We start from the raw sequence: 13,299 nt of genomic DNA, 5'->3' as shown, positions 1-13,299 counted from the left end.
CAACTTGTAATGAATACAACGGCTTTCGCACAACGCCATATTGGTCCAAGAGAAGAAGACCAAATTCAAATGCTTAAAACCATTGGTGTGGACTCCATAGATCAACTGATTTATGAAACCATTCCTGATGATATTAAGCTTAAAAAACCGCTTAACTTGGAAGCTCCAATGAGCGAACAAGAATACTTGGTTCACATTCACAATCTATCTAAAAAGAATAAAGTTTATAAAACCTATATTGGATTAGGTTATCATCCAACTATTTTACCAGCAGTTATTCAAAGAAATATTTTGGAAAACCCAGGATGGTATACTGCTTATACACCATATCAGGCTGAAATTGCGCAAGGGAGACTGGAAGCTTTGCTAAATTTCCAAACCATGATTACCGATTTGACTGGTATGGAATTGGCCAATGCGTCGCTACTTGATGAAAGTACCGCTGCAGCAGAAGCCATGAGTTTATTATATGCTGTACGTGATCGTGATCAGAAGAAAGCTAACGTTAATAAGTTTTTTGTTTCGGAATATATTTTACCACAAACCCTATCGATTCTAAAAACTCGCGCGATTCCAGTTGGCATTGAACTAGTTGTTGGTCCGGAAAGTGATTTTGACTTTTCTTCGGATTTCTTCGGAGCCATTTTGCAATATCCAGGAAAATTAGGTCAAATAACCGATATTAAATCATTTATAGAGCGTGCCAATAATGCCAACATTAAAGTGGCAGTGGCTGCAGATATTTTAAGTTTAGTGAAATTAGAGGCTCCAGGTAAATTTGGTGCCGATGTTGTAGTTGGAACGACTCAACGCTTTGGAATCCCTATGGGATATGGCGGACCGCACGCAGCATTTTTCGCAACAAAGGAAGCTTACAAAAGAGATATTCCAGGTCGTATTATTGGTGTTACCAAAGACGCCAATGGAAACCGTGCTTTACGCATGGCGCTTCAGACCCGCGAGCAACATATTAAGCGTGATAAGGCAACATCAAATATTTGTACAGCACAAGTACTTCTAGCTGTTATGGCCGGAATGTATGCCGTATATCATGGTCCTAAGGGGCTTCAATTTATCGCTAACAACGTTCACAGTACGGCTGTTTTGCTTTCTGAATCCCTAAAGAAATTGGGATTTGATCAAGTTAATTCTGAATATTTTGATACGCTTCAAATTAAAACGGACGCTAAAAAAGTCAAAAAGATAGCCAAAGAAAAAAAGGTAAACTTCTATTATCCTGATGAAGAAACCGTATCTATTTCGATTAATGAAACCACAACGGTTCGTGATTTAAATTATCTCATTTTAGTATTTTCTGAAATTGCCAATAAAGAAGCCTTTACAATTGATGAAATCCCATCAGCTAATGCCATTTCTGAAAATTTACAGAGACAATCTGATTTCTTAACTGAAACTGTTTTTAATTCCTACCATTCGGAAACAGAGTTAATGCGCTACATTAAGAAGTTAGAACGTAAAGATTTATCATTAAATCACTCTATGATTTCACTTGGGTCTTGTACCATGAAATTAAATGCCGCAGCAGAAATGTTACCATTGAGTATATTTAAATGGGCCAATGTGCATCCATTTGTTCCTGCCAAGCAAGCCAAAGGGTATTTAACAGTTTTAAAAGAACTAGAAGACCAATTAACTGAAATAACTGGTTTTGCTGCTACATCACTACAACCGAATTCAGGCGCACAAGGGGAATTCGCTGGATTAATGGTCATTAAAGCCTATCATGAATCTCGTGGTGATCATCATAGAAATATATGCTTAATTCCGTCATCTGCTCATGGTACCAATCCTGCAAGTGCCGTAATGGCAGGCATGAAAGTAGTAGTCACAAAATCAACCGAAAAAGGAAATATTGATGTTGATGACTTACGTGAAAAAGCCGAATTGCATAAAGACAATTTATCATGTTTGATGGTAACCTATCCATCTACCCATGGGGTTTATGAATCTGCTATCAAAGAAATCACAAAAATCATTCATGACAATGGTGGGCAGGTATATATGGATGGGGCTAATATGAATGCTCAAGTTGGTTTGACCAACCCAGGAAATATTGGAGCTGATGTTTGTCACTTAAACTTACATAAAACCTTTGCTATTCCTCATGGTGGTGGCGGACCTGGTGTAGGACCAATTTGTGTAGCTAAACAATTAGCACCGTTTTTACCTGGAAATCCTGTTGTAAAAACAGGAGGTGATCAGGCAATAACTGCTATTTCTGCGGCACCATTTGGATCTTCATTGGTTTGCTTGATATCCTATGGATATATAAAAATGTTAGGTTCCCAAGGAGTTACGGATGCAACAAAAATTGCCATTTTAAATGCCAATTACATTAAGACGCGATTGCAAGGGCATTTTGATACCTTATATTCGGGTGAAATGGGCAGAGCAGCACACGAAATGATTGTTGATTGCCGTCCATTTAAAGCCAATGGCATTGAAGTAACGGATATTGCGAAGCGCCTAATGGATTATGGATTCCACGCGCCTACGGTATCATTTCCAGTTGCAGGGACGCTAATGATAGAACCTACGGAAAGTGAAAGCAAAGCAGAAATGGACCGCTTTTGTGATGCCATGATTTCTATCAAAAAAGAGATTGATGAAGCCTCAAAAGATGATGTCAATAATGTACTTAAGAATGCACCACATACCTTGGACATGATTACATCAGACGAATGGCTCATGCCTTATTCTAGAGAAAAAGCAGCATTCCCATTGGATTATGTACGAGACAATAAGTTTTGGCCTTCAGTAAGACGTGTTGACGATGCTTATGGTGATAGAAACCTTATTTGTACCTGTGCACCAATTGAAGAATATATGGAAGCGTAATTCTACGCATATAAATCATTAACATTAAGGCCTTCACATTTGAAGGCTTTTTTTATGCTAATACAAAAAATAAATATGCTCTTTTTTATGAATATCATAAAAATTAGAGGATAAATACAATATGTGAAACAACTTCGTTTATAATTGATTAGTTTCGTAATAAGGCAATTGATTAATAGCAGATAATATGGCCATAAAAATAACAGGAACAGGAAGTTATATCCCCAGTAGTATCGAAAAAAACGAAGACTTTCATCAACATGAATTTTTGAATACGGATGGAAGTAATTTTAAACATGATAACAATGTTATCATTGAAAAATTTAAGGCAATTACTGGCATAGGTGAACGCCGCTACGCCGATAATCATATCAATACTTCAGATTTAGGTTTCTTCGCAGCTGAAAAGGCTATTGCAGATGCCAAAATTGATCCTGAGACTTTGGATTATATTATTGTTGCACACAATTTTGGCGATGTCGTTCATGGGACCATTCAAAGTGATATTCTTCCTTGCTTGGCGTCACGAATTAAACACAATTTACGAATCAAAAACCCAAAATGTGTTGCTTATGACATTCTATTTGGTTGTCCTGGTTGGATTGAAGGTGTCATTCAAGCGCAAGCGTTTATAAAAGCTGGAATTGCCAAACGTTGTTTGGTAATTGGTGCGGAAGCACTATCCCGTGTTGTTGACAAACATGACCGAGATAGTATGATTTATAGCGATGGCGCAGGAGCAACCATTATTGAGGAAACTGAAGGTAATGATGGCATTTTAGCCCATGAAACAGCCAGCTTCACCTATGATGAAGCTTATTACCTATATTTCGGAAATTCAAACAACCAAAAACTTTGTCGTGACACACGCTACATCAAAATGGATGGTCGAAAAATCTATGAGTTTGCATTGAGTCAAGTTCCGCTTGCCATGAAAAATTGCTTGGATAATAGTGGCATTGATATCAAAGATGTCAAAAAAATATTGATTCATCAGGCCAATGAAAAAATGGATGAAGCCATTTTAAAGCGTTTCTATAAACTCTATAATACGGACATTCCTGAAGGTATTATGCCTATGAGTATCCAAAAGTATGGAAATAGCTCTGTAGCAACGGTTCCTACGCTTTTAGACCTAATCAAACACGGAAAAATGTCCAATCAAAGCTTTTCTAAAGGAGATGTTATTATATTTGCCAGTGTGGGTGCAGGAATGCACATTAACGCAATGGTTTATAAATATTAATTTCTCCACGAATGTGGAAAAAGCTACATGTACGAAAATACGTTTCCAAATAAACGGTTTAAAATAACGGCTGAATTTTTAAAAAAACATATTTCTTCCGACTCTAAAATTTTAGATTTAGGTATCGAGAACCCTTTCTCCAAAATCATGAAAAATATGAGCTATCATGTCCAAAATACTCAAGGTGAAGATTTGGATTTGGATACATCAACTATTGTAAATTCCGATGCCGATGTCGTCACTGCTTTTGAAATATTTGAGCATTTACTCTCGCCGTTTAACGTTTTACAATCAATAAATGCAAATAAACTCGTTGCAAGTGTACCATTACGCCTATGGTTTTCTCCAGCTTACAGAAGTAAAACGGATATGTGGGATAGACATTATCATGAGTTCGAAGATTGGCAGTTTGACTGGTTGCTTGAAAAAACTGGTTGGAAAATAATAGATAGGAAAAAATGGACTAACCCTACCAAAAAATTAGGCTTAAGACCTATCTTACGTTGGTTTACACCTCGATATTATATTGTTTACGCAGAACGTGTTTAAAGTTTGAACTTCTATATTGTCATACCAGCCCATAATGAAGCATCCTTTATTGGTCAAACATTAGAATCCTTGGCAAACCAAACTTTACTGCCAAAACAAGTCGTGGTTGTGAATGACAATTCAACCGATGACACAAAATCGATAGTAGAATCATTTATGGTCAAGCATAATTGGTTATCAATGATAAATATCACCTCATCAAACCATCATTTACCAGGAAGTAAAATAATAAACGCTTTTTATGCGGGTTATGAAACATTGGATAATGACTATGATGTAATCTGTAAATTTGACGCTGATTTAATTTTTCCGAGTAATTATTTGGAACAATTGGCATTTCACTTTAAAAGCAACCCAAAACTAGGCATGGCTTCTGGGGTTTGCTATATTGAAAAAAATGGAACATGGGTGCTTGAAAACTTAACCAGAAAGGATCATATTCGCGGTGCACTTAAAGCTTATAGAAAGGATTGCTTTCTACAAATTGGAAAACTAAAGCCATCCATGGGTTGGGATACCATAGATGAACTTTTGGCTACATATTATAACTGGTCCATTCTAACTAACGAAAACTTACAGGTAAAACATTTAAAACCTACAGGAAAAAGTTACACCAAAACGGCTAAATATCTCCAAGGTGAAGCCATGTATAAGATGCGATATGGCTTTGTTATTTCGTTAATTTCAGCTTTAAAATTAGCATACAAAAAAGGCAGCTTATCTCTTTTCACAGATTATATGGCAGGTTATTTTAAAGCAAAAAGAAACAACACGGAACAATTGGTCACCAAAGAACAAGGTCAATTTATACGCAAACTCCGTTGGAAAGGGATACTTGGAAAATTTAGTTGAAACTCCAAACTTTATAATTGACTGTCGCTTCCAACTTGTCTTCAGTAACATCATCCAAAACAGGGAAGAAATCAATTCCGGTTATTTCTTCAACCTCATCTATAGAAACTGTAAATTCATAAAGAGGCTTTTTGGAATCCTGATGCGGCATCAAGAAAGCCAAAACTTTTGGATTTCCACCATTGTAATCCATGATGACTTTGTAAAACTGATTGGGAACTGCTACATTTTCCGAACCAATAGTTTTCAAATTACCTTTTAAAACACCTCCTGTTACCACAAAAACACCATCGTAACGACTGGCCCAATAGCGTACCTTTTGTTCCAAAATGTTCCAAATACCAGAGTTAAATTCATGATTTTGCGGGCTAATATTACTGGTTAAAAAGGTTTCGTCATGAGCTTCTTGACTATAACGCCTGTCTCCAGCGGGACATAAATGTCCACGATCGTAACCAGAATTTTTGTAATTGCGCCAACTGGCTGCTCCTGTGCTTACGGCTTTATCAATTTCAAAATAGGGTCTATCAAAATGGGTATTGGAAAGATGTTCTTTTTTTAGTTCATAGGCTACCCATTCGGCTTGTTCATGTGGCTCACTATAGCTTAAGGAATAACCATGATGATGAACTATTTGTCCTGTAGTACTCATAGGCAGAAAAAAAGCTATTGCAGGGTTTTTAGGTAGTTTACCACTCTCTACAACAGCTTCTTGTTCTTTATTATCTAGATAATATTCATAACCATATATACTAAATACCAAAACTATGGCAATAATTATATATATGGTTCTTTTGGTCATTATTGTAGGCTGGCCAAACTAGCCTTTAACGTTTCAATTTTCGCTAAAGCATCAGCCTCCTTTTTCTTTTCGCTAGCCACTACCTGCTCCGGTGCACCAGCAACAAAACGTTCGTTCGATAGTTTCTTTTGAACGGATTTCAAGAAACCTTCCGTATAATTCAACTCTTCGGTAAGTTTATTAATTTCATCCTCAACATTAATGGCTCCAGATGCTGGAATAAAATATTCATTTGATTTCACACGAAAAGTCAATGCACCATCAACCGCTTCAGAAGCATAAGTCAATTTATCAATATTACCTAGTTTCTGGATGACACCATCAAAAACAGAGGTTACATTTTCATTATTAATAATTGAAAAATCGATACTATCCTTAAAAGAAATATTTTTCTCTTTTCTAATATTCCTGATTCCGGAAACCACTTCCTGCATGAAATCAAAATTTGATATCAAATCATTATCAACAGGCTTTTTTTCTGGCCATTTGGCAACTATTAAGGCTTCTTCCGGTTGTCTTTCTGACATATATTGCCAAATTTCTTCTGTCAAGAATGGCATAAATGGATGTAATATTTTTAAGATATTCTCAAAATGGTTAATAACACCATCTAAAGTTTTGGAATCAATAGGCTGTTGGTAAGCTGGCTTGACGATTTCCAACAACCAAGATGCAAAATCATCCCAAATTAACTTGTAAGTAGCCATTAGAGCATCCGACAATCTATATTTACCGTAATGATCTTCAATTTCAAGTAAGGTTTGTTGAAATTTGGCTTCAAACCATTCTATAGCAATCTTACTAGACTCTGGTTGTTCAATAGTATCACTGACCTCCCAACCCTTCACTAAACGAAAAGCATTCCATATTTTATTAGCAAAACCTTTTCCTTGATTACAAAGGGCTTCATCAAACATTAAATCGTTTCCGGCTGCACTACTTAACAATAATCCAACACGCACACCATCAGCTCCGTATTCTTCAATGAGTTTCAAGGCATCTGGCGAATTACCCAATTGTTTGCTCATTTTTCGACGTTGCTTATCACGCACCAAACCTGTTAAGTACACATTTTCAAAAGGCTTTTCTCCTTTATATTCATATCCGGCTATAATCATTCTAGCTACCCAGAAAAACAGAATATCTGGACCTGTCACTAAATCGTTAGTTGGGTAATAGTAATTTATTTCTTCGTTTTCAGGGTTTCGGATACCATCAAAAACGCTCATGGGCCATAACCAAGAGGAAAACCACGTATCTAAAGCATCGGTATCTTGGCGTAAGTCGTTAGATGTCAATTGTGTATTTTTCGTTTGTTCTTTAGCTAAATCTAAAGCATCTTCAATAGATTCGGCAACTACAAAGTCTTCTTTACCATCACCGTAATAGTAGGCAGGAATTTGTTGCCCCCAAAGTAACTGACGAGAAATATTCCAATCGCGAATATTTTCCATCCAATGTCTGTAAGTATTCTCAAACTTTTTTGGAAATAATTTAATTTCAGGGTTTTTCCCTAAAACGGCCTCTATAGCAGGCTTTACTAATTCTTCCATCTTTATAAACCACTGATCGGATAATCTGGGTTCGATAATGGCTTTGGTGCGTTCTGAAATTCCTACCCTGTTGGTGTAATCTTCAATTTTAAGAATATGCCCTTTTTCCTCTAATTCTTTAACAATTTCTTTTCTAACTACAAAGCGGTCTTTGCCTTCATAATGCAGACCATAGCTATTTAAGGTGGCATCTTCATTGAATATATCGATAACTTCTAGGTTATGCTTATCGCCTAAAACCTTGTCGTTTTCGTCATGCGCTGGTGTTACTTTTAGACATCCAGTACCAAACTCTACATCCACATACCCATCTTCAATAATAGGTATCACGCGACCATTAATGGGCACAATGGCCTTCTTTCCTTTTAAATTGGTATGACGCTCATCATTAGGATTAATACAAATGGCTGTATCACCCAAAATGGTTTCTGGTCTGGTCGTGGCAATGGTTAAGGTATCACTAGTTCCTTCAACTTGATAGTTTACATAATAAAGCTTTCCTTGTTTTTCAACATATTCAACTTCCTCATCAGAAAGCGTTGTTTTTGCCTCAGGATCCCAGTTAACCATGCGATAACCTCTATATATTAAGCCTTTGTTGTATAAATCAACAAAAACTTTAATTACGGCTTCTGACATATCGTCATCCATGGTAAATTTTGTTCGGTCCCAATCACAAGAACATCCAAGCTTTTTCAACTGTTCTAGTATGACTCCACCATATTCATGAGTCCAGTCCCAGGCATGTTTTAAAAACTCTTCTCTGGTCAGGTCATTTTTATCAATGCCTTGTTCCTTCAATTTAGCTACTACTTTGGCTTCAGTGGCAATAGAAGCATGATCGGTACCAGGTACCCAACAAGCATTTTTGCCTTGTAAACGTGCACGACGAATCAAGACATCCTGAATGGTATTGTTTAACATATGCCCCATATGCAAAACTCCAGTAACATTTGGTGGTGGAATGACTATGGTATAAGGCTCTCTATCATCAGGGACTGAATGGAAATAATTATGTTTCATCCAGTAATCATACCACTTGCTTTCTACTTGATTAGCATCATATTTTGATGGAATTTGCATACTTTGGAATAGTTTTTGAAATATAACACGCAAAAGTACTTATATTTCTTTTTTCTATAAAATTATATGAATGTAATATGTACATTTGTTATAGTAAATTGTAATTACAGATGTGCATTACGTCTAATAATTTTGTAGAATGAATAAAAAGTAACTATGTTTACCAACGAATTAAAGTAAAATATTATGAAACATTTAATTACAGTATTGTTTATAGGACTGATTAGTTTTTCAGTTAATGCGCAAGATAAAGTAGCCAAAATCGAATTCAAAGATACAACTATCGATTATGGAACTATAGAAAAAGGTGCTGATGGTGTAAGAGTTTTTGAATTCACCAATACAGGTGATGCTCCACTTATCATTTCTAATGTTAAGTCTAGCTGTGGCTGTACAGTTCCAAAAAAACCTGATGGGCCAATTGCTCCTGGTGAAACTGGTGAAATTCAAGTAAAATATGATACAAATCGTGTGATGCCAATTAGGAAAACCATTACGGTTACTTCTAACGCTGAAACACCAACTGTTGCACTAAAAATTAAGGGTGAAGTTATTGACCCAAGCAAAACTAGTGTACTTGAGAAAAAAGATAAAAGTGTGATGAACAAATAATGTTGTTCAAAATACAGATTCAAAAAAAGCCTTGATGAACATCAAGGCTTTTTTAATTCAGCATGTCTTTAAGACGAAAAGTATATTCAAAGATTTTTTGTTGTCTTTCAATTAATAATCTAATTTTTTTACCGTCCTTCCCACTAAATATTTCAATGACTTCTTGAAGTGTATGATCTTTTACATCCTTACCATTGACCTCCAAAATTATATCACCTAATTCAATGCCAATTTTTTTTGCAGGACTATTTTCGCGTATTTTCACAACCTCAAATGCTGGCTTTACATTTAATCTGTAATTTTCAGATGATGGTATATTAGTAATATGCTCTGTCACATCAGTATTAAATTGCAGTCTACCATTATCCAAAGTGTAGTAATAATCTTTCACTACTCTAAAACCATTATGTTCGAGGTCAATTCCGCTTTTGTTGTAATTAAAATCTTTATTAAAAGATGCGTTCTTTCTAAAAATAACATGTGAATTCTTATAGTCAAAAATGACATGGAATCGTTTTAAAATTTCTGCACCAATAGTACCATTTCTGTCTTTAATACGTTTGAGGGTTTCAATTGAAGCGCCTACAGGAAAAGCAACTAAAGATTCACTAAATTCATAAGATCCAATTGCTAACACATCAACTTTTGAGCGTTTTCCATACAAGCTACCACTCAATCCATAACCCAAAAAATCTTCAAAATAGTTATCGGTTGAAACAATATCTTTAGATTCATCTTCAAACAGCCAAAGAGCATCACTAGCTCCAGTATCTATTAAAACATTTATGGGAATTTCTTTTTCTTCAATAGTAACTACTGCATTTAGATAAGGTTTATTATTATAAAACCGTAAATCGTGTTTTTCACATTTGTTGCACAACTTCTTCTTATAACTATCATGCTTTGTTAACTTAATATGTTTCCTTGAATAGTTAATTTCAACAACAAAATCTTTAAATAAATCATAGCCAATTATGCCATGTATGGGAATACCAAGTTTAGGTGAATAGTCAAGACCTGTATTATAAACTGCAAAAATGGTTTGGTTAAATTTTATGGCATCACCAATTTGCATGATATTGTTTTCGGATTTAACAGCCTCCACCACTTCACCTTCTCCTAGGCCTTTAAGAAAAATTGTTTCTTGAGATTGCTTATTTAAAACTTCAAAACCGTCCAGAATGTTAAATAATATCGGTTTGGTAACACCACTATCTAAAATGAATGATAGCTCAACATCGTTTACAACAACAGGAAGGATTATAAGATTATTAATGAGTTGGAAATCAATTTTATCGGAGGACGCATTTCCTTGAATATAAAATTTACTGTCTTGAGAAAAGACAGAGCAGGTCCATAGCAGGCAATAAATCGCTAATATTAATTTGGAAAAACGCATCTTTTTTCTAACTATAGATAATTTAAATTACGAAAAAAACTTGATAATGGAGATAAAATAGGTGTTTTTAACAAAAAAAATAAGATTATTTTTAAGACCTTTATCGCCAAATTAAATAACATGCCTAGAATATCGCAAAAAGGGGAGTCCATGCCCCAATCACCTATAAGGAAATTAGTTCCATATGCCGAGATGGCCTATAAAAAAGGAAAAACGGTTTACCATTTAAATATTGGTCAACCAGACATAAAAACTCCTGAAGTGGCTTTGGATGCTGTAAAAATAAATTCCCTTGATATTTTAGCCTATACACGGTCTGAAGGTTCGGATGAATATCGCCAAAAAATTGCTGATTACTATGGCAAACATGATATCCATGTCACAAAAGAAGATATAATTGTTACAACTGGTGGTAGCGAAGCACTTCTCTTTGCTTTTGGTAGTATTATGGATATTGATGACGAGATTATCATTCCTGAACCATTTTATGCAAATTATAATGGTTTCTCAACGGCTTCAGGTGTTAACATTGTTCCGGTAATATCAAAAATTGAAGATAACTTTGCGCTACCTCCTATTGAAGAATTTGAGAAACTCATTACGCCTAAAACCAAGGCAATATTAATTTGTAACCCAGGTAATCCGACAGGTTATTTGTATTCTAAAGATGAAATAAAAAAATTGGCGCAAATTGTAAAAAAACATGATTTGTTTCTAATTGCTGATGAAGTTTACAGAGAATTCACCTATGATGGTGTTACACATTATTCCATTATGCAGGAAGAGGACTTAAAAGACCATGCTATTATGATTGATTCTGTTTCTAAACGTTACAGTATGTGTGGTGCTAGAATTGGCTGTTTGGTTTCTAGAAACAAGCAAGTTATTTCAACAGCGTTGAAATTTGCCCAAGCCAGATTAAGTCCACCTACGTTAGCACAAATTGCCAGTGAAGCCGCCCTGCAAACACCTCAAAGTTATTTTGACGAAGTGATAACGGAATATGTTGAAAGAAGAAATTTACTCATTGCCGAACTTGAAAAAATAGATGGTGTCAAGGTAGCTAAACCAAAAGGCGCCTTTTATTGTATCGTAGAACTTCCTGTTAAAAATGCGGATGATTTTGCACAATGGCTATTAGAAAGCTTTGATGTAAATGGTGAAACCGTTATGGTAGCTCCTGCTGCTGGGTTTTATTCATCTCCAAATGTTGGCTTAAATCAAATAAGAATTGCTTATGTCCTGCAAAAAGAAAGTTTGATAAAAGCCGTTAACATTTTGAAGGAAGCTCTCAAAATCTACAAAGATTAGTGCAAATTCAACAGAACATATCTTTAAAATCCTATAATACGTTTGGCATAGATGCTAAAGCCAAATACTTTGTTTCAGTAACATCTATTGATGAGTTATCTGAAGTGTTGAGCCTTCAAGAATATTCTGAAAAATTCATTTTGGGTGGTGGTAGTAACATGTTGCTTACTCAGGATATCAATTCTTTAGTTATTCACATAAACATTAAAGGTATTTCTATTTCATCGGAAGACAGCAATAGTGTTTTGGTTACGGCTAATGCTGGTGAAAACTGGCACGAGTTTGTTTGTTGGTGCTTGGGTAATGATTTCGGCGGATTAGAAAACCTATCTCTAATTCCAGGAAATGTTGGCTCGGCACCTATACAAAATATTGGTGCTTATGGTGTTGAACTCAAAGATAGTTTTATTTCATGTGAAGCCTTAAATATTGAAACACTTGAATTAAAAACGTTTACAAACGCTGAATGCCTCTTTGATTACAGAAACTCTATTTTTAAGCAAGAAGCCAAAGGCCAATATGTTATTTGCAGCGTGACATTTAAACTAACAAAAAATCGTCATACATTACATACTGCTTATGGGGCTATTCAAAGCGAATTGGATAATATGCAAATTACAAATCCAACAATTCTCGATGTATCAAATGCTGTAATTGCCATACGCCAGAGTAAATTACCTGATCCAAAAAAAATTGGAAATAGTGGTAGTTTTTTCAAAAACCCTGTAATCACAAATGAAGTTTACCAAAACCTCAAAGTCCTTTTTGAAGATATTCCAGGATACCCTGTTTCCAAAAATGAAACAAAGATACCAGCCGGATGGTTAATTGAAAAAGCAGGTTTTAAAGGAAAAACGTTTGGAGACTATGGTGTTCACAAAAACCAAGCTTTAGTTTTGGTTAATTATGGCAATGCTTCAGGAAATGATATCTTAAACTTGGCAAAACTCATTCAAAATACAATTATGCGTATCTTTGGTATTCAAATTGAGGCTGAAGTCAACATTATTTAATTATACGAATTTATAGTTTT

Annotated in this window: 10 protein-coding genes; 7 read left to right on the top strand and 3 right to left on the bottom strand. The window is 35.2% G+C overall.

Annotated features, from left to right (window positions below):
• Positions 1-9: 9 nt before the first annotated feature.
• The 4 genes from gcvP to C1T31_RS04200 all read left to right on the top strand — a co-directional run bounded on the left by gcvP (position 10) and on the right by C1T31_RS04200 (position 5,506).
• The gene (gcvP, locus tag C1T31_RS04215) at positions 10-2,859 is read left to right on the top strand and encodes an aminomethyl-transferring glycine dehydrogenase (RefSeq protein ID WP_103051186.1); all 2,850 of its coding nucleotides are present in this window, start codon (positions 10-12) and stop codon (positions 2,857-2,859) included.
• Between the two features lie 187 nt (positions 2,860-3,046).
• Positions 3,047-4,105 carry a 3-oxoacyl-ACP synthase III family protein gene (locus C1T31_RS04210; RefSeq protein ID WP_103051185.1) on the top strand — a complete coding sequence of 353 codons (1,059 nt, stop codon included), beginning with the start codon at positions 3,047-3,049 and terminating at the stop codon, positions 4,103-4,105.
• Positions 4,106-4,132: 27 nt separating this feature from the next.
• Positions 4,133-4,654: a class I SAM-dependent methyltransferase gene (locus tag C1T31_RS04205; RefSeq protein WP_103051184.1), complete on the top strand. Its 522-nt coding sequence runs from the start codon at positions 4,133-4,135 to the stop codon at positions 4,652-4,654.
• A gap of 3 nt (positions 4,655-4,657) precedes the next feature.
• Positions 4,658-5,506, top strand: a complete 849-nt coding sequence (locus C1T31_RS04200; protein WP_103051183.1) for a glycosyltransferase family 2 protein — start codon at positions 4,658-4,660, stop codon at positions 5,504-5,506.
• On the opposite strand, the gene C1T31_RS04195 is transcribed toward C1T31_RS04200, so the two are convergent.
• Together C1T31_RS04195 and C1T31_RS04190 are read right to left on the bottom strand one after the other, a co-directional pair.
• Positions 5,499-6,308 (bottom strand): DNA/RNA non-specific endonuclease, encoded by an 810-nt coding sequence (locus C1T31_RS04195; RefSeq protein WP_103051182.1) that lies wholly within the window; start codon positions 6,306-6,308, stop codon positions 5,499-5,501. The two genes, C1T31_RS04200 and C1T31_RS04195, sit on opposite strands and share 8 nt — an antisense overlap.
• Positions 6,308-8,944, bottom strand: a complete 2,637-nt coding sequence (locus tag C1T31_RS04190; protein ID WP_103051181.1) for a valine--tRNA ligase — start codon at positions 8,942-8,944, stop codon at positions 6,308-6,310. The genes C1T31_RS04195 and C1T31_RS04190 overlap by 1 nt, the downstream gene beginning before the upstream one ends.
• 186 nt (positions 8,945-9,130) lie before the next feature.
• On the opposite strand from C1T31_RS04190, the gene C1T31_RS04185 reads away from it, so the two are divergent.
• Positions 9,131-9,556 (top strand): DUF1573 domain-containing protein, encoded by a 426-nt coding sequence (locus tag C1T31_RS04185; RefSeq protein ID WP_103051180.1) that lies wholly within the window; start codon positions 9,131-9,133, stop codon positions 9,554-9,556.
• 52 nt (positions 9,557-9,608) lie between these two features.
• Here C1T31_RS04185 and C1T31_RS04180 read toward each other — a convergent pair whose 3' ends face one another.
• Positions 9,609-10,955: a PDZ domain-containing protein gene (locus C1T31_RS04180; protein WP_103051179.1), complete on the bottom strand. Its 1,347-nt coding sequence runs from the start codon at positions 10,953-10,955 to the stop codon at positions 9,609-9,611.
• A gap of 120 nt (positions 10,956-11,075) precedes the next feature.
• Between C1T31_RS04180 and C1T31_RS04175 the strand changes: the two genes are divergently transcribed.
• Together C1T31_RS04175 and murB are read left to right on the top strand one after the other, a co-directional pair.
• Positions 11,076-12,266: a pyridoxal phosphate-dependent aminotransferase gene (locus C1T31_RS04175; protein WP_103051178.1), complete on the top strand. Its 1,191-nt coding sequence runs from the start codon at positions 11,076-11,078 to the stop codon at positions 12,264-12,266.
• On the top strand, positions 12,266-13,279 hold the full coding sequence (gene murB / locus C1T31_RS04170; RefSeq protein WP_103051177.1) for a UDP-N-acetylmuramate dehydrogenase: 1,014 nt from the start codon (positions 12,266-12,268) through the stop codon (positions 13,277-13,279). The genes C1T31_RS04175 and murB overlap by 1 nt, the downstream gene beginning before the upstream one ends.
• Positions 13,280-13,299: the final 20 nt, after the last annotated feature.

Source organism: Hanstruepera neustonica, assembly GCF_002895005.1.
Classification (GTDB): Bacteria; Bacteroidota; Bacteroidia; order Flavobacteriales; family Flavobacteriaceae; genus Hanstruepera; species Hanstruepera neustonica.
Note: the sequence above shows the minus strand (reverse complement) of the source record. Positions and strands in the feature narration are given on the sequence as shown.

Bases quoted from the DNA above. Each gene is read 5' to 3' on its own strand.
- gcvP (WP_103051186.1), top strand. From the start codon at position 10: ATGAATACAACGGCTTTCGCACAACGCCATATTGGTCCAAGAGAAGAA.
- C1T31_RS04210 (WP_103051185.1), top strand. From the start codon at position 3,047: ATGGCCATAAAAATAACAGGAACAGGAAGTTATATCCCCAGTAGTATC.
- C1T31_RS04205 (WP_103051184.1), top strand. From the start codon at position 4,133: ATGTACGAAAATACGTTTCCAAATAAACGGTTTAAAATAACGGCTGAA.
- C1T31_RS04195 (WP_103051182.1), bottom strand. From the start codon at position 6,308: ATGACCAAAAGAACCATATATATAATTATTGCCATAGTTTTGGTATTT.
- C1T31_RS04190 (WP_103051181.1), bottom strand. From the start codon at position 8,944: ATGCAAATTCCATCAAAATATGATGCTAATCAAGTAGAAAGCAAGTGG.
- C1T31_RS04185 (WP_103051180.1), top strand. From the start codon at position 9,131: ATGAAACATTTAATTACAGTATTGTTTATAGGACTGATTAGTTTTTCA.
- C1T31_RS04180 (WP_103051179.1), bottom strand. From the start codon at position 10,955: ATGCGTTTTTCCAAATTAATATTAGCGATTTATTGCCTGCTATGGACC.
- C1T31_RS04175 (WP_103051178.1), top strand. From the start codon at position 11,076: ATGCCTAGAATATCGCAAAAAGGGGAGTCCATGCCCCAATCACCTATA.